The organism is Allobosea sp. 2KB_26 (assembly GCF_052115715.1).
Lineage (GTDB): Bacteria > Pseudomonadota > Alphaproteobacteria > Rhizobiales > Beijerinckiaceae > Allobosea.
Window position 1 is genome coordinate 258,094 of sequence record NZ_JBFRHE010000003.1, and the last position, 25,268, is coordinate 283,361.

Annotated in this window: 22 protein-coding genes; 10 read left to right on the plus strand and 12 right to left on the minus strand. The window is 66.2% G+C overall.

All coding sequences use genetic code 11. From position 1 onward, the window contains the following. Window positions 1–355: 355 nt before the first annotated feature. On the minus strand, window positions 356–1,888 hold the full coding sequence (locus tag AB4099_RS11970) for an MFS transporter (RefSeq protein ID WP_113516362.1): 1,533 nt from the start codon (window positions 1,886–1,888) through the stop codon (window positions 356–358). A 67-nt stretch (window positions 1,889–1,955) separates the two neighbouring features. On the opposite strand from AB4099_RS11970, the gene soxR reads away from it, so the two are divergent. Beyond that, window positions 1,956–2,423: a redox-sensitive transcriptional activator SoxR gene (gene soxR / locus AB4099_RS11975; RefSeq protein ID WP_441478256.1), complete on the plus strand. Its 468-nt coding sequence runs from the start codon at window positions 1,956–1,958 to the stop codon at window positions 2,421–2,423. Window positions 2,424–2,566: 143 nt separating this feature from the next. Here soxR and AB4099_RS11980 read toward each other — a convergent pair whose 3' ends face one another. Together AB4099_RS11980 and AB4099_RS11985 are read right to left on the minus strand one after the other, a co-directional pair. Further along, on the minus strand, window positions 2,567–3,925 hold the full coding sequence (locus tag AB4099_RS11980; protein WP_113516364.1) for a sensor histidine kinase: 1,359 nt from the start codon (window positions 3,923–3,925) through the stop codon (window positions 2,567–2,569). Continuing rightward, on the minus strand, window positions 3,922–4,611 hold the full coding sequence (locus AB4099_RS11985; protein ID WP_113516365.1) for a response regulator: 690 nt from the start codon (window positions 4,609–4,611) through the stop codon (window positions 3,922–3,924). The genes AB4099_RS11980 and AB4099_RS11985 overlap by 4 nt, the downstream gene beginning before the upstream one ends. Before the next feature lie 149 nt (window positions 4,612–4,760). Between AB4099_RS11985 and AB4099_RS11990 the strand changes: the two genes are divergently transcribed. From AB4099_RS11990 to AB4099_RS12000, 3 genes are read left to right on the plus strand one after another with little or no spacing between them, the layout of a single operon-like run. Then, window positions 4,761–5,036 (plus strand): PepSY domain-containing protein, encoded by a 276-nt coding sequence (locus AB4099_RS11990; protein WP_113516479.1) that lies wholly within the window; start codon window positions 4,761–4,763, stop codon window positions 5,034–5,036. Window positions 5,037–5,088: 52 nt separating this feature from the next. Beyond that, window positions 5,089–5,640, plus strand: a complete 552-nt coding sequence (locus AB4099_RS11995) for a cytochrome b (RefSeq protein ID WP_162768219.1) — start codon at window positions 5,089–5,091, stop codon at window positions 5,638–5,640. A gap of 30 nt (window positions 5,641–5,670) precedes the next feature. Continuing rightward, complete coding sequence (locus AB4099_RS12000; RefSeq protein WP_113516367.1) at window positions 5,671–6,366, plus strand: VIT1/CCC1 transporter family protein; 696 nt, start codon at window positions 5,671–5,673, stop codon at window positions 6,364–6,366. 42 nt (window positions 6,367–6,408) lie between these two features. Here the strand turns inward: AB4099_RS12000 and AB4099_RS12005 are convergent, their stop codons facing one another. Next, window positions 6,409–8,424 (minus strand): heavy metal translocating P-type ATPase, encoded by a 2,016-nt coding sequence (locus tag AB4099_RS12005; RefSeq protein ID WP_441478257.1) that lies wholly within the window; start codon window positions 8,422–8,424, stop codon window positions 6,409–6,411. 162 nt (window positions 8,425–8,586) lie between these two features. On the opposite strand from AB4099_RS12005, the gene AB4099_RS12010 reads away from it, so the two are divergent. Next, entirely contained in the window at window positions 8,587–8,913 is a 327-nt protein-coding gene (locus AB4099_RS12010; protein ID WP_441478258.1) for a hypothetical protein, read from the plus strand. Between the two features lie 144 nt (window positions 8,914–9,057). On the opposite strand, the gene AB4099_RS12015 is transcribed toward AB4099_RS12010, so the two are convergent. Beyond that, window positions 9,058–9,720, minus strand: a complete 663-nt coding sequence (locus AB4099_RS12015; RefSeq protein ID WP_441478259.1) for a phosphoribosyltransferase — start codon at window positions 9,718–9,720, stop codon at window positions 9,058–9,060. 1,183 nt (window positions 9,721–10,903) lie between these two features. Here AB4099_RS12015 and AB4099_RS12020 point away from each other — a divergent pair. After that, window positions 10,904–11,092 (plus strand): hypothetical protein, encoded by a 189-nt coding sequence (locus tag AB4099_RS12020; RefSeq protein WP_113516372.1) that lies wholly within the window; start codon window positions 10,904–10,906, stop codon window positions 11,090–11,092. Window positions 11,093–11,660: 568 nt separating this feature from the next. After that, a complete protein-coding gene (locus AB4099_RS12025) occupies window positions 11,661–14,012 on the plus strand; it encodes a xanthine dehydrogenase family protein molybdopterin-binding subunit (protein ID WP_441478260.1) in 2,352 nt (783 codons plus the stop codon). A gap of 4 nt (window positions 14,013–14,016) precedes the next feature. Here the strand turns inward: AB4099_RS12025 and AB4099_RS12030 are convergent, their stop codons facing one another. Then, window positions 14,017–15,087 carry a helix-turn-helix domain-containing protein gene (locus tag AB4099_RS12030; RefSeq protein ID WP_441478261.1) on the minus strand — a complete coding sequence of 357 codons (1,071 nt, stop codon included), beginning with the start codon at window positions 15,085–15,087 and terminating at the stop codon, window positions 14,017–14,019. A gap of 425 nt (window positions 15,088–15,512) precedes the next feature. Between AB4099_RS12030 and AB4099_RS12035 the strand changes: the two genes are divergently transcribed. The 3 genes from AB4099_RS12035 (at window position 15,513) to AB4099_RS12045 (ending at window position 20,295) form a co-directional block, all read left to right on the plus strand. Further along, window positions 15,513–18,167 carry an autotransporter family protein gene (locus AB4099_RS12035; protein WP_441478262.1) on the plus strand — a complete coding sequence of 885 codons (2,655 nt, stop codon included), beginning with the start codon at window positions 15,513–15,515 and terminating at the stop codon, window positions 18,165–18,167. Window positions 18,168–18,205: 38 nt separating this feature from the next. Then, a complete protein-coding gene (locus AB4099_RS12040) occupies window positions 18,206–19,336 on the plus strand; it encodes a linear amide C-N hydrolase (protein WP_441478263.1) in 1,131 nt (376 codons plus the stop codon). Between the two features lie 119 nt (window positions 19,337–19,455). Continuing rightward, on the plus strand, window positions 19,456–20,295 hold the full coding sequence (locus tag AB4099_RS12045; protein ID WP_441478264.1) for a porin family protein: 840 nt from the start codon (window positions 19,456–19,458) through the stop codon (window positions 20,293–20,295). Between the two features lie 25 nt (window positions 20,296–20,320). On the opposite strand, the gene AB4099_RS12050 is transcribed toward AB4099_RS12045, so the two are convergent. The 6 genes from AB4099_RS12050 to AB4099_RS12075 all read right to left on the minus strand — a co-directional run bounded on the left by AB4099_RS12050 (window position 20,321) and on the right by AB4099_RS12075 (window position 25,159). Next, complete coding sequence (locus tag AB4099_RS12050; RefSeq protein WP_441478265.1) at window positions 20,321–21,166, minus strand: inositol monophosphatase family protein; 846 nt, start codon at window positions 21,164–21,166, stop codon at window positions 20,321–20,323. 96 nt (window positions 21,167–21,262) lie between these two features. Continuing rightward, window positions 21,263–22,066: an inositol monophosphatase family protein gene (locus AB4099_RS12055; protein WP_441478266.1), complete on the minus strand. Its 804-nt coding sequence runs from the start codon at window positions 22,064–22,066 to the stop codon at window positions 21,263–21,265. Then, complete coding sequence (locus tag AB4099_RS12060; protein WP_113516388.1) at window positions 22,056–22,784, minus strand: ABC transporter permease; 729 nt, start codon at window positions 22,782–22,784, stop codon at window positions 22,056–22,058. Before AB4099_RS12060 ends, AB4099_RS12055 begins: the two co-directional genes overlap by 11 nt. A 2-nt stretch (window positions 22,785–22,786) precedes the next feature. Continuing rightward, window positions 22,787–23,485: an ABC transporter permease gene (locus tag AB4099_RS12065; RefSeq protein WP_113516389.1), complete on the minus strand. Its 699-nt coding sequence runs from the start codon at window positions 23,483–23,485 to the stop codon at window positions 22,787–22,789. Window positions 23,486–23,573: 88 nt separating this feature from the next. Further along, entirely contained in the window at window positions 23,574–24,371 is a 798-nt protein-coding gene (locus AB4099_RS12070; protein WP_113516390.1) for a transporter substrate-binding domain-containing protein, read from the minus strand. Between the two features lie 11 nt (window positions 24,372–24,382). Continuing rightward, window positions 24,383–25,159, minus strand: a complete 777-nt coding sequence (locus tag AB4099_RS12075; protein WP_113516391.1) for an ABC transporter ATP-binding protein — start codon at window positions 25,157–25,159, stop codon at window positions 24,383–24,385. Window positions 25,160–25,268 lie beyond the last annotated feature (109 nt).

The window sequence follows — 25,268 nt, forward strand, 5'->3', positions numbered from 1 at the left end:
CGTCGCGGCAAAACACAACAACTCCGCGTTGCGGGGGAATCATAGCAACACGGTTGTAACTGATTTGTTCCCGCGCTGGGCGCATGCGGGGCGCATCGCCTTCGTCTTGTGCGTTGCAGCATAAATAGTCATATAGGGACTGCCTAAGCACCCTCCCTCACAATCTGAAAGGAGAGATTCGATGCTGGACAGGCACGGTTCCGACTGCGTAGTCGAGACAGAACGCGAGCCCCAAGAGGACCACGAGGAGCAGCAGGACGAGACGGTTTTCTCGCCCCGCGCCTATCAGGAAGGTTTCTGGAGCTAGACCGAAACAAGGACGTTACAGAGAGATCGGCGGCGGGCGGCCATTGGCTTAGCCTGCCGCCTGCGAGGGCCGAAACGCCCATGCTGCGCCTGCACAAAGCAGCAGGGCCAGCCCCACACCGAAGGCGCCAGCGCCGTTCAGCCCCGCGACAAAGGCACTGCGGGCAGCGTCCATGAACCGGCCGGCAAGGCCCTGTTCAAGCGTCAAAGCATAGGCTGCGGTCAGGCCGAAGGACTGCGCCGTTCCAGGCGGCGCACCGACTGGAACAAGCCCGGCCATTTCCAGGCGATAGAGACCTGCGGCGAGGCTTCCGATCACGGCAAGCCCCATCGCCATGCCGAGTTCGCCACTCATTCCCGACAAGGCGGAGGCTTCTCCCGAGCGGGAATCAGGCGCCGCACTCAGGATCAGGGTGACGAGCAAGGGCATCGCCCCGCCGACCCCGACCGAGGTCAGCCCGAGCCCGGCAAGCAGCAGCGCAGGATTCGTCTCCGGCGTCACCATAGCCAGGATGAGGAAGCCGGTCGCGGCGACCAGCATCTGGCCGGCGATGGTCCGGTCCGGCCTTGCCCGGCGCGCGATGGCAGGGGCAAGGAGCGACGCTGCGATCCCCGCCAGGCTCGGCGGCAGCAGGGCGAGCCCCGCCGCGAGCGGCGACAGGCCGGCGATGATCTGCAGATATTGCGTGGCGAGAAAGAACGGCGCGGCGACGGCGAAGATCGCGCCAAACTGGGTCAGGAGCCCGATTCCGACCCGACGACTGGCGAACAGCCTGAGATCCAGCATCGGATCCGGCAGCCGGCGCTGGCGGCGGATGAAGAGCAACCCCAACCCTGCCGAGATGGCGACTGCGATCAGGGCCGTTGCGTCAGGCCCCGCTGCTGCGAACTGCTTGATCGCAAGAATCCCCGCCAGGATCGCGGGCAGGAACAGGGCCGCGCTGACGATCTCAAGCCGCCCGGCCGCGTCGTTGCGGCTTTCCGGCAGCAGGAATGGCCCGGCGATCAGGAGGAGCAGCATCACCGGGAGATTGATCAGGAAGACCGCTCCCCACCAGAAATGCTCGAGCAGGGCTCCACCGAGCAAGGGGCCGATCGCGGTTCCGCCGACGAACATCGCGCTCCAGACCGCAATGGCGAAGGCGCGCTGCGCCTCCACGCGGAACATGGTGGTGAGAAGCGCGAGCGTCGAGGGCATCAGCGCGGCCGCGGAAAGCCCCAGCATGGCGCGGGCGCCGATCAGCATGGCCGGGCTTTGCGCAAAAGCGGCCAGGACGGAGGCGGCCCCGAATGCGGCTGCGCCCAGCAGCAACAGCCGGCGCCGGCCGATCCGGTCGCCGAGCGTGCCCATCACCACGAGCCCGCCTGCGATCATGAAGCCGTAGATATCGATGATCCATAAAAGCGCGGTCGCGCCGGGCAGCAGCTCGCGCGTCAGATGCGGCACCGCCAGATGCAGCACGGTCATGTCGACGGAAAGCAGGAGGGTGGGAAGGGAAAGGACGGCGAGGCCGAGCCAGTCGCGCAGACGCGCGCGTTCGGGCAGGTCCCGCGATGGGGCGGCGTTTGCGACAGTGCTCATCAGGGCTCCTTGCGGCTGTGTCGCCATGCTTGTAAAAGTTCAAGTGAGCTTGAAGTAAAGGCCCGAAATGCAAGCCCTTCGCCCACCTGCCGCGATGCTGACGATCAACCAGGTGTCGCGACGCAGCGGCGTCGCCTCCTCCGCCCTGCGCTATTACGAGGAGCGCAAGCTGATCGTCTCGGAGCGGGCGGGATCAGGCCACAGGCGCTTTCACCGTTCGGTGCTGCGCCGCGTCGCCTTCATCGTGTTTGCGCAACGCGTCGGGCTGTCCCTCGACGAGATCGGCGAGGAACTCGCCAAACTGCCGACCGACCATGTTCCAGGCGGAGCGGATTGGTCGCGCCTTTCCGAAAGCTGGCAGCGGCGCATCGATGCGCGCATTGCCGAGCTCGAACGGCTGAAACAGGGGCTGTCCAGCTGCATCTCCTGCGGCTGCCTCTCGCTCGAGAGCTGCCGCATGACGAACCCCGCGGACCGGGCCTCGCGGCTAGGCCCCGGTCCGCGCTACTGGGTAGGACAGGCGGGCGGTCGTTGAAGCTCCCGGAAGCGAGGCGACGCCTCCACGGATGCTTCTCCCCGGCAGAAAGCGCCCAAGACGGCTTGCCCCCAAGAGACCGCAACCGAGGTTGCCGCTCCGCACCGCCCGGGCCGCGCCCTGGCGACGGGAACGAATGGCACTCACCCGGCGGTCGGCTTCAGACCGGGGAGCTGCACCCGGACCTCGAGGCCATCCGCCTGCCCCGGGGCGGGCGAGCAGAAGATGACCTCGCCGCCGACACCCCGCATGATCGTCTGCACGATCGAGAGGCCGAGCCCGGAGCCATCGGCCATGGTCGTGCCGCGCGCGAAGCGGTGCGTCATGCCGGCGAGGACTTCCTGCGACAGCACCGGCCCGTGGCTGGTCACGCTGAAGCGCCCGTCCTGCGTCAAGGTCACCCGTACCGGCCCGGTGCGAGCGCCATGTTTCAGTGCATTCTCGATCAGGTTGCGCGCGAGGATCGCAAAGGCGTCGATGTCCAGCGTCGAGACGAACCGCTCCCCAGCCGGCAGCGAGAGCTCGATCCTGCCCTGGGCCTCGAGATCATGCAGGACGATGGCGAGAACCGGCACGAGGTCCTCCGGCGCGCCGGACAGCAAACCGGCGCCTTCCGCCTTGGCGAGCTGAAGCAGCTTCTCGGTCAGGCGCGCCAGCCGTTGCAGCGCCGTCTCGATTTCCCTGGTACGGGCGCGGGCCGGCCCCTCGGGAAGCTCGGCCCTGAGGCGCTGGGTCTGCGCGAGGGCGGCAGCGACCGGCGTGCGCAATTCATGCGCGCTGTTGGCGGTGAAGCTGCGCTCGGCATCCAGCGCCCGCCGCATCCGCACCATCAGCGCATTCACAGCCTCTGCCACCGGCGCGATTTCAGAGGGCAGCGCCGCAATGGCGACCGGCGCCAGATGAGCATCGCCGCGCGCCTCGATCTCGTGCCTGAAGGCCACGACCGGCCGTAGGGTGAAGGCGACCAGCGCCCAGGTTCCGGCGATGCCGAGCGGCAAGAGCAGCAGCAGCGGCCAGGCGAGCACCTTGATGGCGTCGCGCACCGCATTCTGGCGATGGCCCGGTCGCTCGGCGGCCGTGACGATCAATGTGCCGCTGACGGCGACCTCCGTGTAGAGCCGCGAACTCGGCCCGTCGCTGAAGCCATGCGCGGGGTTTGGGGGAAATTGCGCCGGGTCTGCGTCATGCGACTGGAGCAGGCTGCGCCCAGCCGCATCGCGCACGACATAGGTGATGTATTCGCGATGTGCGCCGACCGATGCGATCTGCTGGGGCCCGGGTTCTGCATCCGCATCGCGATTGAGAACCTCGGTATAGGCCAGCGGCAGCACGCGCTGGACCACCTCCTGCAAGGCACTGTCGAAGACCTCGTCGATCTCATGGCGCAGGAGCAAGCCCGCGCCCAGCGTTGCCAGCAGCCACAGCGCCATGACGCCGCCGGTCAGGGACAAGGCTAGCCGGCGCTGCAGGCTGCCCCTGGGCGGCAGCGCGAATATCGTCATGGCCTCGCCTTGCCCGATCCCGCCGCGGGTGTGGCACCAAGACGATAGCCCATGCCGCGCACGGTCTCGATCACATGGGCGCCGAGCTTCTTGCGCAGGCGCCCGACATAGACCTCGATCGTGTTGCTCTCGACCTCGGAATCGAAGGCGTAGAGCCGCTCTTCGAGCAGCGCCTTGGAGCAAAGCATGGCCGGGCGCTGGATGAAGGCGTCGAACAGGGCCCATTCGCGCGCGGTCAGGGCGATGCTGCGGCCATCCCTGGTGATGGTGCGCGCCGCAAGATCGAGCGTCAGATCTCCGACCCGCAGCAGGGGATTGGGATTGCCGCCGTAGCGGCGCGCCACGGCGCTCAGGCGTGCGGAAAGCTCCGCCAGATCGAACGGCTTGACGAGATAATCGTCGGCCCCGGCGTTCAACCCCGCGATCCGGTCCGAGACCTGGTCGCGTGCGGTCAGGACGATCACCGGGGTCGCATCGCCGGCCTGCCGTCTGGCGCGCAGCAGGTCGAGCCCTCGGCCATCCGGCAGCATCAGGTCGAGCAGGATCAGGTCGTAGCTCGCAAGCCGGATGAACTCCCTGGCATCCGCAATCCGGCTTGCCCAATCCACGCCATGTCCGTCGGCGGCAACCTGGTCGCGCACCGCTGGACCCAGGATCGGATCGTCCTCGACGAGAAGCACACGCATGCCGGGTTCCGCAGCCTCCGGGGGACCATTCGCCCGTCTATGGCACAAAGCTGACAGCGGGCTGAACGCAATCGCATCCGCCGTTCAGGTGGGTGTCAGCTTGGCGTGATGGAAGGGGCCATCGCCGCACCCTGTGGAGGACAGGTTTCATGAACCGCACCCTGCCAGCCGCCGCACTTGCACTCCTTGTAGGCGTGGCGCCCCCCGCATTCGCCGGCCAGCGCTGCCTTGCTCCGATGACGGAGTGGAAGCCGCGCGAGGCACTGGTCGAAAAGCTCCGTGCCGAAGGCTGGACCATCATGCGGATCAAGACAGACCATGGCTGTTACAAGGTCCGTGCGGCCGATGACGCCGGGCACCGCGTCAAGGCGAAATTCGACCCCGCAACGCTCGAACGTCTCGCGCGGGATGACGACGACGACTGACCAGCCGTCAGGCCCCGCCCCAGCTCTCAGCTCCCGCCATGAGGACTTCATCATGCCGACACGCCGATATGACAGGTTCACCATCAGCCTTCACTGGGCCATCGCGCTCGCCGTCATCGCCGCCTATGGGATAGGGCTCGTACGCGACGAATTCCCGAAGGGCGACCGCGCCTGGCTGCTCACGCTGCATATGTCGCTTGGTCTTCTCGTGATCGCATTGACGGTCGTGCGCATCGGCTGGCGCAGCATGACGCCCGCGCCCGAGGCGCTACCGGCCGCGCCGATGGTGGAGCTGGCTGCGAAGATCGCGCATCTCGGCCTCTACGCGGCGATGCTGGCGATTCCCCTGATCGGACTCTTCGCGGCCTGGATCAGGGGCCGTCCCGTCGACTTCTTCTGGCTCGCCACCATTCCTTCGCCGGTCGCGCTCGACACCGCTCTGGCAAAGACCGTCAAGGACGCGCATGTCGTGGCCGCCCATCTCTTCATGGTGCTGGCCGGCGTCCATGCGCTGGCCGCGATTGCCCATCACCTCGTCCTGAAGGATGCAACGCTCTCGCGTATGCTGCCCCTGGTCACGCCCCGCGGTTCGCGCTTCGACTGAGCGGCCCGGCCAACCGCAGGGATCGACGCCATGTATCCGCGCCACCGCGAAAATCATCTTGTCGAGCGGATCGGCTGGCTTCGCGCCGCCGTGCTCGGTGCCAATGACGGCATCATCTCGACGGCAAGCCTCGTCGTGGGCGTCGCGGCGGCGGCCAAGAGCGCCGACGAGGTGCTGGTCGCGGGCGTGGCCGGGCTCGTCGCCGGCGCCATGTCGATGGCGGCCGGTGAATATGTTTCCGTCAGCTCCCAGTCCGACACCGAGAAGGCGGACATGGCGCGCGAGAGCCGCGAACTCGCCGAACAGCCCGAGGCGGAACTGGCCGAACTGACGCAGATCTACGTGGAGCGCGGCGTCGAACCGACGCTTGCCCGCCGGGTCGCGGAGCAGATGACCGCGAAAGATGCCTTCGAAGCGCATTCACGCGACGAGCTTGGCCTCGCCGGGCACATGATCGCGCGGCCTGTCCAGGCGGCCCTGACCTCGGCCGTCACCTTTGCGGCTGGCGCGGCCGTCCCCTTGCTGCTCGCCCTCGTCGTGCCCGCGGGATCGATCGGCTGGGCGGTCTCGGGCGGTTCGCTCGTCTGCCTTGCCCTGCTCGGCTCGATCGGCGCCGTTGTCGGCGGAGCCGGCATCGTCAAGCCGACCCTGCGCGTGACATTCTGGGGCGCCATCGCGATGGCCGCGACCTGGGCGATCGGCGCGCTCGTCGGACATCAGGTCTAGGCTCCTGCCCCACAGGATCCGCGGCTGGCGCCGGTCTGTTACCTATGACTCTCTCCCGGCTGCTGCCTTCACCCGCTTTTCGCCGGCCGGCAGCAGCCGCGCGGAGTTCGAGATGAAGATCAGCTCGGACGAGACGTGGATGAACGCGGCCAGCAACGGATTCAGGAAGCCGAAGGCCGCCATGGCGATGCCGAGGGCATCCACCGCGATCGTGCCTGAAAAGTTCTGCCAGATGACGCCGCGCGTGCGCTGGGCGATGCGAACCGTCTCGACCAGGCGCTCCAGGTCGTTGGCCAGCAGCACGATATCCGCGCTCTCCTTGGCGACGTCGGTCCCGGACCCCATCGCGATGCCCACGCTTGCAGCCGTCAGCGCCGGCGCGTCGTTGATGCCGTCGCCCAGCATGGCGACCTTGGCACCGGAGGCGACCAGGGCCCGCACGCGCTCCAGCTTCTGCTCGGGCAGCATGCCGGCCTCGACCGTGTCGATGCCCAGACTGGCGCCAACGCTGTTGGCAACCCGGGCATTGTCGCCGGTCAGCAGGATGGTGCGGATCTTCAAGGCATGCAGGGCGCGAATGGCAGCGGCCGCCTCCGGCCTGACCTCGTCGGCGACTGCGAAGGAACCCGCATAGAGGCCGTTGACCGCGACGCAGATTTCGGACGAGACGGCGTTGCCGGCCCGGTCCGGGGGAAGCTCGATCCCATCAGCCTGCAGCAGCTTGACGCTGCCGATCAGGATACGATCCTCGCCGAGCTGCGCCGTGACGCCGCGCCCGAGCGTATAGTCGAAGCGATCGGGCTCCGGCACCGCGATCTCGCGCGCCCGTGCCTCCGCGACGATCGCCTTGGCCAGCGGATGTTCGGAGCGCAGTTCGGCAGACGCCGCCAGCCTCAGCAGCTCCTGTTCGTTGCGGCCGCGCGCCGGATGGATCTCCAGAACCCGCGGCTCGCCGAAGGTCAGCGTCCCCGTCTTGTCGAGCACGATCGTGTCGATGCGCCCAAGCGTCTCAAGGTGCATGCCGCCCTTGATGATCGCGCCGTTGCGCGCGGCGCGGCCGATGCCGCCCAGCACCGCCAGGGGCGTGCCGGCTGCGACGCCGCAGGCGCCGGCGACGATGATGACCGAGATCGTGTCGCGGATATTTCCGGTGAGCAGGTAGGTGACGATCGCCGCTGCGAAGGAGAAGTAGACGAGATAGCCGGCGAGCTGGTCGGCGAGGCGCTGGACCGGCGCGCGGGACTGTTCCGCATTCTCGATCGCGTCGATGATGCGCCCGAAGCTGGTATCGCGTCCGACACGGTCGACCTGGATGTCGAGCGCGCCGAACTGGTTGATCGAGCCCGCGAAGACGGCATCGCCTTCCCCGCGCTTGATCGGCATCGACTCGCCGGTGATCCGCGCCTGATCGACATAGGACAGGCCCGACCTGACGACCCCGTCGACGGGAATATTCTCGCCGGGCGCAACCAGGACGCGGTCGCCGATCACGATGCTGTCGATGGGAATGACCGAGATCACGCCGTCGCGGCGCACGGTCGCCTCATGCGGCATCACGTCGATCAGGTCGGCGATCGCAGCCCGCCCACGGTCGACCGTCAGATGCTCCAGCTCCTCGGCCACGAGCACGAAGAAGGTGACGACCAGCGCGGTGAAGAATTCAGAGATCGCGGCGGCCGCCACAATGGCGATCGACATGGAGAGTTCCATGGTCATTCGCCGCTCTTTGATGTTCTCGATCGCCTCGCGGACGATCGGCCAGGCTCCGAACAGCAAGCCGCCGACGCCGACGAGATCCCAGCCTGCCACGGGACGAACGACCTGAAACCAGACCAGCACCGCCGAGAGGGCGACAACGGCGATCCGCAGAACTTCGATGGTCTCGAGGTCGTGACCGAACAGGGTCAGCGCGCGCGGCACGCGGCCGCCAAACCAGCCCGGAATGCGCCTGGCCTGCTCGGCCGCGCTCGCCGGGCAGGAGCGCTCGAACGGGCGGAAGCAGGTGCAGGGCTGCGCGCTGGCAGGACAGAGCGGCGCGGAACCGGTGATGGTCGTCATGGCGGAATCATCCCGATCGGGTCGATGTGAGGAATGCCCCGTCTAGTTTAGAATTATTCCAACTACAATCTGCCTTCACTTTGACCCGACCTTCCCTCATTGTGGCGCCGCCTGGGGCGCACCGATCCTCTTCAGCGCCCGGTCATCACGGAGGAAGCGCCCATGCATCGGGTTTGCTTGGCTTTGGCAGCCGCCGCGGCCGTGACGGTTGGGGCGATGAACCCCGCCCTCGCCGATGCGATCGATGGCGCCTGGTGTTCCGGACATGGGCTACGCTTCGCCATCGAAGGCCCCTCCGTGACGACCACCAAGGGCCTGACCCTGTCGGGGGCCTACACGCGGCACAGGTTCAGCTTCACCATGCCTGCCGGAGAGGCGGATGCCGGCGCGCCCGTCGATATGGTGCTTCAGGACGAGACCCAGGTGCGGGTGACGATCGGTTCGGCCAGCCCCCAGATATGGCGCCGGTGTCCGCCAGGCATCAGTTGACCCAAGGTGGCCGTGATTGCGCAGCCGATCGATCGGGACGACTCCGATTGAACGATTGGTTCATTGAAACACCTGCTGCGGCTTCATCGCTGGATCAACCAGCAGCACGCAGCCTTGATCAAGCAAACGGACCGAGATGGCGGATCAGCGGCCAGCGTGCCGTTCGCCGGCCGGAAAGCGCGCCAGGATCGAAACGACCTCTTCATCGGAGACTTGCCCGAACTCCCGGTAGAAGCTGCTGATCGCGACGAAAGGCTCCGGACTGTCGAGACAAACGAGATCGTCGACCTCGGAGCGCAGCTCCGCGACGACGTCCGCAGGGGCGACGGGAACGGCCAGAACGAGCCTTCCAGGCCCGCGCTGGCGTATGGCCCTCAGCGCGGCCCTCATTGTTGCTCCGGTCGCGATGCCGTCGTCGACGACGATCACGGTCCGGCCGGTGAGCAGCGCACGGGCGCGCGCGCCGAGATAGCGAGCCCTCCTGCGGTCGATCTCGGCGAGTTCGCGACCGCAGATGCGCTGGAGCTCGTCCGCCCCGATGGCCGCACGCCTGATGATCGCCTCGTTGCGCACCATGATCGGCTCCCCGCCCTCCACCACGGCACCAAGGGCGAGCTCCGGCTGCCAGGGAAGGCCGATCTTGCGAACGAGAATGAGGTCGAGCGGCGCTGCCAGGGCCTGCGCGATCTCGGCTGCGACCGGCACGCCCCCGCGGGGCAGCGCCAGTACGACAGGATGCTGTCCGCGATAATGCAGGAGCGGCGAAGCCAGCCTGCGCCCGGCATCGGTTCGGCTCGAGAAGCGCATCGGAACTCTCCCTTCAATCGAACGCGTCGCGCATCAGTCCAGTCGATATGGTGGACCCAAGGGGCAATCGAGTATTCTTGGCTCCCCCCTTGCCTTTGAAATCTCGAATATCTTCGTCGCCCCATTCAAGAAAACGATCTTTCTCTGAGCTTGCCTATGCGATGGCTCTGGCTATAAATAATTCCGCGTCTGGGGGGACCGTGATGCTTAGACGATTTTATATTTGCACTGCAGCAATATTTAGCCTGACGGTTGTATTTCCGTTGCTTTTCGCGGATTCCGCGCAGGCATCTTGCACAATGTAGCGGCAATGTGTGCTGAATCAGCGGATCGAATACAGAACGCAATACCAAAGAAGCTGCGAGACTGTGCGACGATATGAGGGGCGCATGTTTGTGCCCCGCACTTACTGCACAAATCGACCCGTCAGATCGCCATACCCCGTCAGCTATCGAGATTGCTCGCAGGTCCGGAAGGTCTGCAACAGCCTCGGGTCGCTGATCTCCAACGGCAAGAAGCGACGTTAGGTTGCGGGCGGCTCGGATCGCCCTCTTGGCCGTGATGAAGGCCGATGCTCTTTGCGCATGACAAGGCGTTTTCCCGCGGGGCCGTCGGCAAGCTCAGTTGCTGGGGATGAGCGAGGCGGAGCGGGCAATGACCTGGCCCCGGCTCGTGTGTAGCCTCGTCCGATCGCTCATCCGCCTGGATTGCGCGGTCATCAGTTGGGCTTCGTGGTCCCCCCGGTGGGGTTGCTTTGGTGCATCGGCTGGCCGGCCGGGCTCGTATCCCGTCCATAATCGCGGTTCTGCTGGCTGTCGGCAGCAGAGGGCGGCCCGTTCGGCTCGGGGCGATTGGCACCCGGCGCATGCTGTGTCGCGCCGCTGCCGGTGCCCTGCTGCGGCGCCATCCCGGAGGATCCCGAGCCGGTCCCGGTTCCCTCCTTGTGTTCCGGCCCGGTCATCGAAGGAGATGGTGCCGGCTGGGCCTGGGCGGCGGCGCACAGCAAGGCGAATAGTGCCGTCCCGAAAAGGAACGCTCGCATGGGGTTTGCACTCATCGGATTCCTCCAGCGCGATTTCGCCTCACACGGAGGACCACAATCAGCTAACGTCGGCGCCGCGAGCAGGGTTCCAGCGGCCCGGGACCCGACAGCGAGGCATGCAGAGGGCCGGAGGTTCAGCCAATGCCTGAGAACGCGTCCAAGCAGGATCTCGACGACCAGATTGCGATCGCCCGACGGAATATCGCGGATCTGATGGAGCAAGCCACCGCGACCTCGGGATCGGGCGCGGAAGAGGCCATCGCGAACCGGATCAACGAACAACAGGACCGGCTCAACGCACTGTTGAAGCGGCGCGAGGCGATGGGGTAGCGCAGTATTCCAGACCGAAAACCCGGAAACGCGGGTCTGTCGAGGTCTCTCTTCGCATCAAGGTGCAACCTGGACCCAACCGCACCTGACGAGGAGATCTGAGCGGGGGAACGATGGGACAGTGGGAGCGGATGAAACAAGCCAACATCCGCAACCGAGAGCGGCGCGCGACAATGCCGCCTTGGCGACGCCGACTCGTCGAAGGAGTTCTGTACTTCGCGGGCTATGTCGCGGGGATGATCTTCGCAGTTTGGTATATATTTGGCTGAGCCTTCATCAGAAGTCGCCAACAGGCACGACGACCATCATTGAGCGGCAGGAATGGCTCGGACGTTTCCACGGCCGCAGGCATCGCTGTGAACTGATCCGGGCGCCTGCCTTCGCCGAGCCAACCGCATCATCCGGACCGCGCCCAGAACCGGAACCTGCCTCCGACCGGCTGACGTTGCGGCCTGCGCCGCCTGGGGATAGCGCCTATGCGACATCTGCAGGGCGGGCGCGGCCGTTTTCGGTCAGTCTACAGGCGTCGCCTGCCGGTTGGCTCGCACGTCACTCATGGTATCTCCTGATGAATATGCACACGCCCTCAGCGGAGCTTTCGACGATGCAATTCGAGGTCGGCCAGCCCGTCCCGCGCAACGAGGATCCCGCCCTCGTGCGTGGCGAGGGGCGCTATACCGATGATGTCTCGCTGGAGGGGCAGCTCTACGCCGCCTTCGTCCGCAGCCCGCACGCGCATGGCGTCATCCGCGGCATCGATGTCTCGCAGGCCGAAGCGATGAAGGGCGTCGTCGCGATCTATCGGGGTGAGGATCTCGCGGGCCAAGGCTACGGCTTGCTGAAATGCGTTGTCGAGCATCCCAATCGGGACGGCAGCCCGATCAGGAAGCCCGCCCGCAACGCCTTGGCGGCCGACAAGGTCCGCTTCGTCGGCGACCCCATCGCGATGGTCGTGGCCCGCACCGCCGTTCAGGCGCGCGATGCCGCCGAGGCCGTGCTGCTCGATATCGAGATCCTGCCCGCGGTCACGGCCGGCGAGGATGCGCTCAAGCCGGATGCCCCGCAGCTCTATGACGACGTGCCCGGCAATGTGGTGCTCGACTATCATTTCGGCGATGCCGACAAGGTCGCCGCGGCCTTTGCCAGCGCCGCCCATGTCACGAAGCTGCGCATCGTCAACAGCCGCATCGTCGTGAACCCGATCGAGCCGCGTGCGGCGGTCGGAACTTTTGACCGCAAGACCAAGCGCTACACGCTGCATGCGCCGAGCCAGGGCGCGTTCGGGATGCGCAACAACCTGGCCGCGGCGATGGGCGTGCCGGCGGAGCGGATGCGGCTGATCACGGGGCATGTCGGCGGCTCCTTCGGGATGAAATCCTCGGTCTTCCCCGAATATGTCGTGCTGCTGCATGCGGCCCGCCTCCTGAAGAAGCCGGTCAAATGGACCGATCAGCGCTCCGAGAGTTTCGTCTCGGACTATCATGGCCGCGACATGGTCTTCGAGGCCGAGCTGGCGCTCGATGCGCGCGGCCGGTTCCTGGCGACGCGCTTCAGCGGCATCGGCAACATGGGTGGCTATCTCTCGCCTGTCGGGCCGATGATGGCGACGACGAATATCGGCAAGAACAGCATCGGCATGTACCGCACGCCGCTCGTCGAGGTGCAGACCAAATGCGTCGTCACCAACACGGCGCCGATCGGCGCCTATCGCGGCGCCGGCCGGCCCGAAGGCAATTACTTCATGGAGCGGTTGATCGATGCTGCCGCCGTGGAAATGGGGATCGACAAGACCGTCCTGCGGCGGCGCAACCTGGTCGCTCCGCAGCAGCTGCCCTGGGCGACGCCGGTCGGGACGCTCTATGACAGCGGCGATTTCCCCGCCCTATTCGCGGAGGCGCTCAAGGCGGCCGACTGGAAGGGGTATAGGGCGCGGCAGCGCCAGAGCCGCAAGGCCGGCAAGCTCCGCGGCCGCGGCATCGGCTGTTACCTCGAAGTCACCGCGCCTCCGACCAACGAAATGGGCGGTCTGCATTTCGAGGCGGACGGCAGCGTGACCATCGTCACCGGCACGCTCGATTACGGACAGGGCCACTGGACACCCTTCGCCCAGGTGCTGACGAGCAAGCTCGGCGTGCCCTTCGACAAGATCCGCCTCGTCCAGGGCGACAGCGATCGGCTGATCGCGGGCGGCGGCACCGGCGGCTCCAAGTCGATCATGGCGAGCGGCTCGGCCATCATGGAGGCGGGCGATCGCGTCATCGAGAAGGGCAAGCTCCTGGCCGCCCATTTTCTGGAAGCCGGCGTCGCCGATATCGAATTCGGCCGTGGCCAGTTCACGATCGCCGGGACCGACCGCGCGATCGGCGTCATGGAGCTCGCGGAACGGGTGCGGACAACAGCCGGCCTGCCCAAGGATCTGCCCCAGAGCCTGGATGTCGACCATGTCTTCAAGGCGGCGCCATCGGCCTATCCCAATGGCTGTCACGTCGCCGAGGTCGAGATCGATCCTGAGACCGGAGAGGTCGCGGTGGTCAGCTATGTCATGGTCAATGATTTCGGCACGATCGTGAACCCGTTGATCGTGGCCGGGCAGCTGCATGGCGGCGTCGCGCAGGGCATCGGCCAGGCGCTCTACGAGATGACGGCCTATGACGAGGCCGGCCAGCTCATGACAGGGTCCTATATGGACTACGCGATGCCGCGCGCAGCCGACCTGCCCTTCTTCTCATTCGCCAGCCAGGGCAGCCCGACCGCGACCAATCCCGTCGGCGCGAAGGGCTGCGGCGAGGCCGGATGCGCGGGCTCGCTGCCCTCGGTGATGAACGCGCTCGTCGATGCGCTCTCGCCCTATGGCGTGCGGCATGTCGACATGCCGGCAACCCCACAGGCGATCTGGCGGATGATTCACCAGGGGAAGTGAGAGATTATTTCGGCAGGAGGCCCGCCCCGAGCTGCTGCGCATATTTATCGAAATGAACCTGCACATGCTGGAGGCGCTGATCGGCGAAGGGGCGTGCAGCTGCTGCGTCACGGGCTTCACCCGGGGCCATTCCGAAGCGCGCCCGAAAGGCACGGTGAAACTGGGCGCTGTTGGAGAAGCCCTGCTCATGCGCGATCTGCGTGATCGAGCGTGATGGTCCGGCGGGGCTGGCCAGCTCCCGAAACGACGCGTCCAGCCGCCTCTCGCGGATAACCGTGGCGACACCGCCATCGCCGGAGAACATCCGGTAGAGATGAGCGCGCGAAACCCGGAAGCGAGAGGTCAGCACGGCCGGGCTGAGGCCGGGGTCCGAGAGATTGGCATCGATGAAGGCCAGCATGCGCTGACGCAGGACGTTTCCGAGCGCGGGATCCTGTAGAGCGATCCCCGGCGCGTGACGCGCGAGGCCCGAGGCGATGAGGAAGATCGCCGACTCCTCGATCGCCCGCAGGTCGTCGTCGCTCATCGCGGGCGAGACATGGGACAGGCTGACGATGAAGTCGCTCAGGAGGCGCGTGATCGGATCTCCGGTCCTGAGCACCAGGCCATGCAGGTTGCGGCCGCCCGCCACCCGGTCGACCCGCTCCCGCGGCAGGACCAGCGACAGCGTGGAGCCGGTCCGGACTCTGCTCCTGAAGGTCCGGGCGAGGTCAAACACGCAGATATCGCCGGGGCCGACCGATATCGCCTCCCCCTCGCAATCGGCATCGAGCGTGCCGGCGACGAAGAGCTGGACGAAATACTGATCCAGTCCGCCTTGCAGGATGCTGCGCCGGTCCCGGCTATATTGCTGCTGGTTGAAGCTGGTCGGACCGATCAGCAGCGCGCCAAGCGCCCGCGAGCGGATCGAGCCCTCGAGCACAGCTCCGCGATCGTCTGGATGCGCCGTCGTCTCGAAGAACGGGCGGGAGATCTCGCGCCAGAGATCGCTGCGCAGGTCAGGCTCGACCATGTCGGTCGACAGGACGAGCTCTTCCGCCGCCACCGGAGCAGTCGCCCCCCGGGCCTGCCGCATCGCTCGCTCTCCCCCGCCAAGATCGGAACTTGCCCCGCACGTTCGGAACCTGCCCATCACTCCTAGGGTGATTTGCCTGGTGGGACCAATGCCGCCGACGCAGGGACATAGGCCGTCCCAGGACGGGCGACGGCGGGACGATTGAGACGCAGCGTCATCACAAATGAGACACGGCGCTACAGGCGGGTGCTCGCGAATATGCGATCCTGGCAGCGCGGCGGCACTGCTGGGGGGCATGTTGCGCAGCCTTTTCGGCTGCGTGCGCCGCCTTCGGCACCTTACGGCATGGCCTCTCATATCGCAGCGCGCTCCGGGGGATGAGGCCTCCGGTTCTGGAGTGGCCTATGCCTATCGATTCGACCCGTCTTTCGACGAGACGCCCGCCTTCATCCAGGTCTCGTACGCTCAGCACAGGCGTCTCGGCGTTGTCGCTCGCGATCGCCTGCCTGGCGTCGGCGCAGGTGCAGGCCCAGAGCTACACCTATGCCGATGGAGAGGTGCGCGGCACTGGCGTCACGGCTCCCTCGACACTGACCGTGGGCGCGGGAGCAAGCGCAACGCAGGCGGGCGCCATCACCGGGGGCGGCGGCGTCGTCAAGGCGGGCGACGGCACGCTGACCCTGACGGGCACGAGCAGCTATGCGGGCACGACAATTTCCGGAGGCACGCTGCACATCCGTGACGGCGGCACGGTCACGAACAGCGGCGCGCTGTCCCTGACCGGCGCCAATGCCGGCCTGACCATCAGCGGGCCCGGATCGAGGCTCACGACGGCGAACACCGCCGGCGTCATCGGTTCGGTGGCCGGCGTCACGATGACGGTTAAAAAGGGTGGCATATTCCAGAACACCACCGGAAACATCGGCGTCGCGAACGTGGCGGGCACACAGGCGACGGTGAACATCATCGGCGCGGGGTCGGAGTTCAGAACCCAATCCGCCATCAGCTCGCTCCATGGCAACGCCACCTACAATATCCTCGACGGCGGCGCGATCATCCATGGCGGGCAGATTGCCATGGGCGCCGGCATTTCCGGCCCCGGCTCGGGAAGCGCCACGATCCTGATCTCCGGCGCCGGGTCACGCTGGCAAAGCACAGTCGGTTATTTCGGGGATGTCTCGCTCACGATCCTCGATGGCGGCGTGATGCAGAACGGCAACATGTCGATCGGCCATCTCAGCGGAAAGACCGCCAATATCCTGATCTCGGGCGCCGGTTCGGAGCATCGCGTCAACGCGCTGACCTTCGGCACCAACGGAACCGGCATCATCACCGTTGCCGAGGGCGGCACCTTTGGCTTTGTCGCAGTCGCGCCTTCACGCGTCCTAACCATCAACAAGGGTGGGACGATCAATATCGGCGGTGCGGTCGGCGGACCGGCTGTGGCCGCCGGCACGCTCGATGTCGCCTCCATCGCCTTCGCCGGCGGCACGGGCGCTCTGAACTTCAACCACAACAACAGCAACTACGTCTTCGAGCTGCCATTCACCGGCAATGGCACCATCAACCAGAGCGGCCCGGGCACGACGCGCCTGAATGGCGACAACTCGACCTTCAGCGGCGTGACGACGGTCCAGGCCGGCGCGCTCTCGGTGAATGGTGTCCTCGGCGGCACGCTCGCGGCGCAGGGCGGCCGGCTGCAGGGCATCGGCACGGTCGGCTCCACGACCAACGCGGCCGGTGGGACCATCGCGCCGGGCAACTCGATCGGCACGCTGACGATCAACGGCAACTATGTCGGCAATGGCGGCCGGCTCGAGATCGAGACGGTGCTCGGCGGCGATGCCTCGCCCGCCGACAGGCTGGTCATCACCGGCAGCAGCGCGGGCACGACGCGGGTCACCGTGCTGAACCAGGGCGGCAGCGGCGCCCCGACCGTCGAGGGCATCAGAATCGTCGATGTCGGCGGCGCCTCGAATGGCAGCTTCACCCTGGCCAATGGCGATTATGCCTTCCAGGGTCAGCCGGCCCTGATCGCCGGCGCCTATGCCTATACGCTGCAGCAGAACGGCGTCAGCACGCCGAATGACGGCGATTGGTATCTGCGCTCGGCCTATGTCCCGCCGGCAGCCGCGGCGGCGCCAGTTGGCAGCCCGGCGCGCACCGTGCCGATCCTGCAGCCCGGCGTGCCGGTCTACGAGTCCTATGGCCAGGTGCTGCAAAGCCTGAACAGCCTGCCGACGCTGCGCCAGCGCGTCGGCGACCGCATGCACAGCGACGGTACAGCCCCGGCAGGCACGCCCGAGAGCCAGGCGATCTGGGCCCGGATCGAGGGCGCCCATAGCCGGATCACGCCCAGGCTCTCGACCAGCGGCACCTCCTACGAGATCGACAGCTGGCGGCTCCAGGCCGGGCTCGAAGGACAGCTTCTGGCCAACGGCGCCGGCACGCTGGTCGGCGGCCTGACCGCGCATCACGGCGGGGCCACGGCCGATATCGCCTCGGTCTTCGGCCGCGGCAAGATCGCGACCAGCGGCACCGGCTTTGGCGGCACGCTGACCTGGTATGGCCAGAGCGGGCTCTATGCCGACGCCCAGGCCCAGGCGAGCTGGTTCGACAGCGACCTCAGCTCGACGACGCTCGGGCGCCGGCTCGCCGACGGCACCGGCGGGTTCGGCTATGCCTTCGGCCTGGAGCTCGGCCAGCGGATCGCGCTGAACGGCGCCTGGTCGCTGATCCCGCAGGCCCAGCTGACCTATTCCAGGGTCACTGCCGACAGTTTCACCGACCCGTTCGGCGCCCGCGTCTCGCTGGGTGACGGCGACAGCCTGAAGGGCCGTCTCGGGCTCGCCGCGGACTACCGCAACAGCTGGCGCGACAGCGCCGGCCAGCTCGTCAGCACCACGCTCTACGGCATCGCCAATCTCTCCTACGAATTCCTCGACGGCACCACGGCCAGCGTCTCCGGCGCGCGCTTCAGCAGCGCCGAGGAGCGGCTCTGGGGCGGGCTCGGCCTCGGCGCCAAATACGATTGGGGCCGCTACTCGCTCTATGGCGAGGCCTCGGTCAGGACGAGCCTCGCCCAGTTCGCCGACAGCTACGAGCTCAGCGGACGCGCCGGCTTCCGCATGAGCTGGTGAGCCCTCTCCTGAACCCAACGAACCCGAGAGGAGGACCCATGCGTCTTCGAGCATCGTCCCCATGGCGCCACGTCAAGCGCGCCGCTATCGCCTCGCTGGTCGCTGCGATGCTGGCGACACCCCAATCCGTGCTCGCCTGCACGAGTTTCCTGATCCGGACGACCGATGACGGCGCCGTCTATGGCCGCACCATGGAGTTCGCCTTCCAGCTCGAGTCGCGCGCGATGGTGATCCCGCGCAACTACAAGCTGGCCTCGACCGGCCCGGGTGGAAAACCGGCCATCAGCTGGACCGGCAAATATGCGGCCGTCGGGCTCAATGCGCTCGGCGTCTCCGCCCTGGTCGACGGCATGAACGAGAAAGGCCTTTCCGGCGGCATTCTCTATTTCCCGGATTTTGCCGGCTATGCCGACCCCGCCAAGACGGATCCCGCAAAGTCGCTTGCTCCCTGGGACGTGCTGACCTGGGCGCTGACCAATTTCGCCACCGTTGCCGAGGTCAAGGCGGCGATCAAGGACATCGCCGTCATCCATGTCGTGCAGGACGCGATGAAGATAGCGCCGCCGGTGCATTACACCTTACATGACGCATCCGGCGCCTCGCTGGTGGTCGAGCCGGTCGACGGCGTGCTCAAGGTCTATGACAACCCGCTCGGCGTGATGACCAACGCGCCATCCTTCGACTGGCACCTCACCAATCTCAGGAATTATGTGAAGCTGTCGCCGGTCAACGCGCCGCCGCTCAAGGTCGGCGGGCAGTCTTTCGCACCGCTCGGCCAGGGCTCGGGCATGCTCGGCATTCCCGGAGATCCGACGCCGCCATCGCGCTTCCTGCGGGCGCTCGGCTATACGCTGTCCGTCGAACGCAAGCCGAGCGGCCCGGAAAGCGTCCGGCTGGCGGAGCATATCGTCAATAATTTCGATATCCCGAAGGGCTGGATCAGACTGGAAGACCAGGGCCAGGGAGACAAGCCCAAGGAGCCGCTGGAATACACGCAGTGGTCAACGGTGGCCGACCTCGTGAACCGGGTCTACTACGTCAAGACCTATGAGGACCCGGTCCTGCGCGGCATCGACCTGAAGAGCTTCGACCTCGACGCGAAGACGATCGTCAGTGCGGCGCTGGAGCCGGCAATGACGCCTCCGGCCCTGCCCTTCGCCAAACCCTGATCAGGGCTGATCGCGCCCGGGCAGGCGCCGGCGGCCATGGTCGCCCGGCGGCGTTGCCGGGGCATACAGCCTTCATCCGCATCTCATCGATATCGCCACGGCCGGGGGGCCATAGCACCATGACGTCAACGACATTCGGCAAGCGGCATCGCTCCCGCCGGGCCAGAGCCATGATCGGCGCGGCGGCCCTGTTCGCGGCAGCGGCGCCTGCTGCGGCAGCCGATCTCACCCCCGTCCACACTGCGCAGGCAGGCGCCCCCCTCGCCCAGAGCGACTGGTCGGTCACCCTCAGCCCCTATCTCTGGGCGGCCTCGCTGAACGGCGACGCTGCCGTGCTCGGCATTCACCGGCATGTCGACGTTCCGTTCCGCGACACCCTGACGAATCTCGACCTCGGGCTGATGGGCAATCTCGAAATCCGCCGCGGCGCCTTCGGCGCCTATGTCAATGGCGAGTATGTCGATGTCTCCAGCGACGAGAAGATCGCCTCGTTCAGTATCGGCACCGGCATGAAGTCCTATCTGGTCAGCGCCGGCGTCTTCTATCGCGTCTATCAGTCCGAGCTTGGCGGCAACACGGTGTTCGGCACACCCCGCGTCTTTGCCCTTGAGCCGACGGCAGGCGCCCGCTGGACGCGCCTGACGGGCCGGATCCGGGTCGCCGGGCTGCATGTCTCCGACAGCGAGAGCTGGCTCGACCCGTTCGTGGGCGCGCGAGTGAATCTCGATCTGACCGACCGCTGGAATCTCTTCATGGAAGGCGATGTCGGCGGCTTCGGCGCCGGCTCGCGGCTAAGCCTCAACGGCCAGGCGCTTCTCGGCTACCGCACCACGCTCGTGGGTTACAAGACGATGGTTCGCGCCGGCTATCGCGTCCTGCACCAGGACTACCGGGACGGCGGCTTCCAGTGGAAGGTCACCCAGCACGGGCCGATCATTGGCGCGTCGATCGAGTTCTGAGCCCGCAAGGAGCGCACCAAGCGCGCTATCGCGAGCGGGCCTGGCATGCAGCGTTCGAGGCAGAAGCGGTCCGGAAGATATCGATGAACAGGCTGTGAAACTGGCGTGGGGCGACGACGAGGCTTCGGCAATGCAGCGGGTCGCCCTCGCCATCGATTTCGGTTGCGATGCAGCCGGCTTCGCGGGCGATGATCACGCCGGCAGCGAGGTCCCAGAGATCGAGCTTGGCTCCCGAGGTCCAGAACCCGTCGAAGCGCCCTTCCGCGACATAGGCGATCTCGAGGGCAGCGGAGCCCGGGCTCCTGATCCCTGAAACCTGCGGCATGATGGCCGCCATCTCACGGGCGGCTTTCTCCGTGTCGCCCTTGCCATGATAGGGGAAACAGGTGCCGACGACGGCATGAGCGAGCGAGCTTCGCTTCGAGCCCGTGAGGCGCTGGTCGCCGAGAAAGGCGCCCTCGCCTTTCGCGGCCCAGAACATGTCGTGGCTGAGCGGATGATAGGTAACCCCCGCCGTCACCTCGTCGCCCTCCATCAGGGCGAGCGACACGGAAAACTGCGGGATGCCGTGCAGGAAATTATTGGTGCCGTCGAGGGGGTCGATGACGATCCTGCGACCGTCGCTGGCGCCTGGGGATGCGCCGCTCTCTTCGCCGAGCACCGCGATATCGGGCAGCGTGTCCCCGAGATGCGCGATGATGAGCCGCTCGGATTCGATATCCGCGGCGGAGACGAAATCCGAGGGCCCCTTCTCCAAGATCGGCAGGGCAGCGAGGCGGGCAAAATTCCCGGCCAGCGAAGCGCCGCCGATCCGGGCAGCCTCCTTCATGCACGCGACAATATGGCTCCTGGAACACGTGCGGTCATGCATGGCGAAGTCTCGACTGGGGATTGTGAGTGCTGCGCCCGGCGCGGCTGCGTGAGGCCTGGCCGAACACCGGTTTGGAATGCGGCATCGCTCGCCGCGTCAGGCGGCCGGCAGGGTTCGGTGCGAGGGCGCGATCCTGCCCAGCGCGGCAGCGTGGAGAGTGGGGTTTGCCGCGGCCAGGCAATGCCCGCCTGAGCGGATCGTCAGCGGCGCGCCGTGCCAATCCGTCATGACGCCGCCGGCATGGGTGATGACGGCGACATGCGCGAGATAGTCATGCGGGTTCTCGAAGCGGTCGATGGCGATGTCGATCGCCCCGGAGGCCAGCCGCCCGTAGGAATAGCAACTGCCGCCATAGACGCACCAATGGACGGAGGAGCGCAGGGCCTTGAATGTCGGCAGGCTGCCCTCGTCATAGAGCTCGATATTGCTCGTCGACATCACCGCTTCCGACAGAACGCGTCGACCCGAGGTCGTGACGCGCGCACCGTTGAGCGTCGTCGGAAAGCCCTCCGCTCCGATCCAGCGCTCCCGCGTCATCGGCTGGTCGATGACGCCGAGGATCGGGACGCCACGATGGGTCAGCGCGATGAGCGTGCCGAAGACCGGGATACCGGCAACGAAGGCCTTGGTCCCGTCGATCGGGTCGATGACCCAGACATAGTCCTCGTCCATTCCCTGCGAACCGAACTCCTCGCCCAGGATGCCGTGGCCGGGATAGGCCGCTTCGATGCGGCGGCGGATCTCGGTCTCGGCGCGCCGGTCGATCTCGGTGACCGGGCTGTCGTCGCCCTTGGAGATGAAGGCGTTGTTGTGCCTTGCCGCCTCTCGGATGATCTCGCCGCTCGCCTCGACCAGGTCCTGGGCGAAGGCGATGAAATTCCTGATGTCGCTAGTCGGCATGTCTGACCTGTCCGGGGATCGCTGCGCTGCTCTTGAGCGGGCGTTGGTGTTTGCTGAGGCTGTATTCGGCGAATTTGAAGCAACGCGTGATGACGAGCGTGATCGAGAGATAGATCAGCGCAGCCATGATGAAGATCTCATAGGGCGAGAACGTATCGGCCACGATGGTATTGGCCACGCCGGTCAGTTCCATCAGCGTGATCGTGCTGGCGAGCGACGTGCCCTTGAGCATGCCAATGGCCTGGTTGCTATAGGCCGGCAGCATCAGCCGCAGCGCAATCGGCAGCACGATCAGCCGCTGGACCTGGAAGGCCGACATGCCGCAGGCGCGCGCCGCCTCGATCTCGCCGGCCGGCACGGCCTGGATCGCCCCGCGCAGGATATTGGCGGTATAGGCGGCGGAATGCAGGGCACAGGCCAGCAGGGCGCAGATGAAGGGCTTGCGCAGATACGGCCAGAGAAAGCTTTCACGCACGAACTCGAACTGCGCGAGCCCGTAGTAGACGATGAAGATCTGGACGAGCAGCGGCGTGCCGCGAAAGAAATAGACGAAGCAGTAGATCGGCGCCCGCACGCCCCTGCTGCCATTCGCGTAGAGAATGCCGAGCGGCAGGGCGAAGACGAAGCCGATGATCTCGGTCAGCAGCAGGAGCTGCAGGGTGACGACCGCGCCTTCGAGCAGGCGCGGGATGCTCTCGATCATGAGCGAGATATCCACGATCAAACCCTCCGCACGCCGCGGTTCGCGCGGGTCTCGAGCCATTCGATGATGAGGGAATTGATGATGGTCAGCGTGAGATAGATGACCGCCGCGAGCAGGTAGAAATGGAACGGGCTGCGCGTCACCGAGGTGGCGAGATAGCTGACACGCATCAGCTCCTCGAGGCCGACGACCGAGATCAGCGAGGTGTTCTTGATCAGCGAGATCCAGATATTGCCGAGGCTCGGCAGGGCATAGCGCCACATCAGCGGCATCCGGATATGGACGAACAGCGTCAGCGGCGACATTCCGAAGGCCTTCGCCGCTTCGATCTGCCCCGGCGGGATGGCGAGAAAGGCGCCCCGGAAGATCTCGGCCGCGTAAGCACCGAAGACGAGGCTGAGCGCGAACACGCCGGCTGCCATCGCCGGGATCTCGACATAGACTTCCGGTCCCGCGATCCAGCGCAGCATCGCCGAGAGCGCAACCGTGCTGCCGAAATAGACCAGCAGGATGATGAGCAGTTCGGGCGTCCCGCGCACGCAGGTCGTGTAGAAATCACCCGCCGCGCGCAGGAACCGCGACGAGGAGAGCTTGGCGAGCGCAACCGCCAAGCCGATCGCGAGGCCCGCCAGCAGCGACAGGAACGCAACCTGGAGCGTAACCATCGTGCCCCAGAAGAGCTGCGTTCCCCAGCCCTGGAAGAGGTCTGCCGTCATGGATCGGTCCTGTCGGGGCTGAGGTCGCGCGGGGCCCTATCAGCCGCGCGGGCGGTGCCGGGCGACGGCGGGCGCCGCCCGGAGGAGGTCATTGGGTCCAGACGCTGGGGAGCACCGTGAACTTCCAGTATTTCTGGTTGATCGCCTTGAAGGTGCCGTCGGCGAACATGCCCTTCAGCGCATTGTTGACCTTGTCGAGCAATTCAGGCTCGTTCTTGCGCAGGCCGACGCCGACACCGGGCCCGAAATACTTGATGTTCTCGAGTTCGGGGCCGATATACTTGAAATTTTTGCCCTGGGCGTCCTCGAAGAAGCCCTCCATCTTGATCGGCCCGGCCATGATCAGGTCGACGCGGCCGGAGACTAGATCTAGGAGCAGGGTCTCGTAGTTCTCGTAGCGCGAGATCTGCACGCCGGGGAACAGTTCGGTGAAATAGCGGTCATAGGTGCTCGAGCGGATCAGACCCACGACCTTGCCGTCGAGGGCTTTGGGATTGGGCTGCCCCTCGGCGGTGACCGGCGCCAGCGTGGACGATTTCGGGCCGACGAACCGGCCGGTCGACGAGCGGTAGGGAATGCTGAAATCGATGCTCTTCTGGCGCGCCTCGGTGATCGAAAGGCTCGCCAGGATGAGATCGAACTTGCGCGCTGTCAGCGCCGGGAGCGCGCCATCGAGCGACTGGCAGACGAATTTGAGGTCGAAACCTTCGCGCTTGCCGATCTCACGGGCGATATCGACGTCAAAACCTGCCAGTTCGCCGCTGGCGGTGCGGTAGTTGAAGGGTGGATTGGTGCAGTCGGTGCCGATCTTCACCTCGCGGGCGAAGGCGGACCCGGCCAGCAGCAGCGCTGCGCCCGACAGGAGGGCGAGAGCGGTCTTTCTCATGGTTCTTCTCCTCAAAGAACGCGCTGCAGAAAGCGCCTGCACCGTTCCGACGTCGGGTTGCCGAAGATCTGATCCGGGCTGTTGCGCTCTTCGATCTTGCCCTCGTGAAGGAAGAGCACCTCGTTCGAGACCTCGCGGGCGAACGCCATTTCATGGGTCACGACGATCATGGTCCGCCCCTCTTCCGCGAGAACGCGCATGACGCGCAGCACCTCGCCGACGAGCTCGGGGTCGAGCGCCGAGGTCGGCTCGTCGAAGAGCAGCAGCTTGGGCTCCATCGCCAGGGCGCGGGCGATGGCGCAGCGCTGCTGCTGGCCGCCGGAAATATGGGCGGGGTAGTGATAGCGCTTGTCGAACAGCCCGACCTTCGCCAGCAGGGCCTCGGCACGTTCGATCGCCTCGGCCTTCGCAACGCCCAGAACCTTGATCGGCGCGATGGTGACATTCTCAAGCACGGTCAGGTGGCTCCACAGGTTGAAGCTCTGGAACACCATGCCCATCCGGCTGCGGATCCGGCTGATCTGCCTGGCGTTCAGGACCGGCGGGCGGTCTCCGCTGCGCTGGAGCTTGATCTCCTCGCCCTCGAAGGAAATCGTGCCGGATTCCGGCGTTTCCAGCAGGTTGATGCAGCGCAGGAAGGTGCTCTTGCCCGAACCGCTGGCGCCGATCATGCAGATCACGTCCCGTTCGCGGGCCGCGAGGCTGACGCCCTTGAGAACGGGAAAGTCGCCATAGCTCTTGTGGATGACGTCCGCGGTGAGGACGGTCTTCGCCTCCGGTCGAGACACGTGATCCTCCCCTGTTTCACTGCTGGATCGGCTCTGTCCGACCTCGATTGACAGGGACGGTATCGGCCGCTCCTGGCCGTCTCAAGTACCAATTTTTCCAAATGGCGCA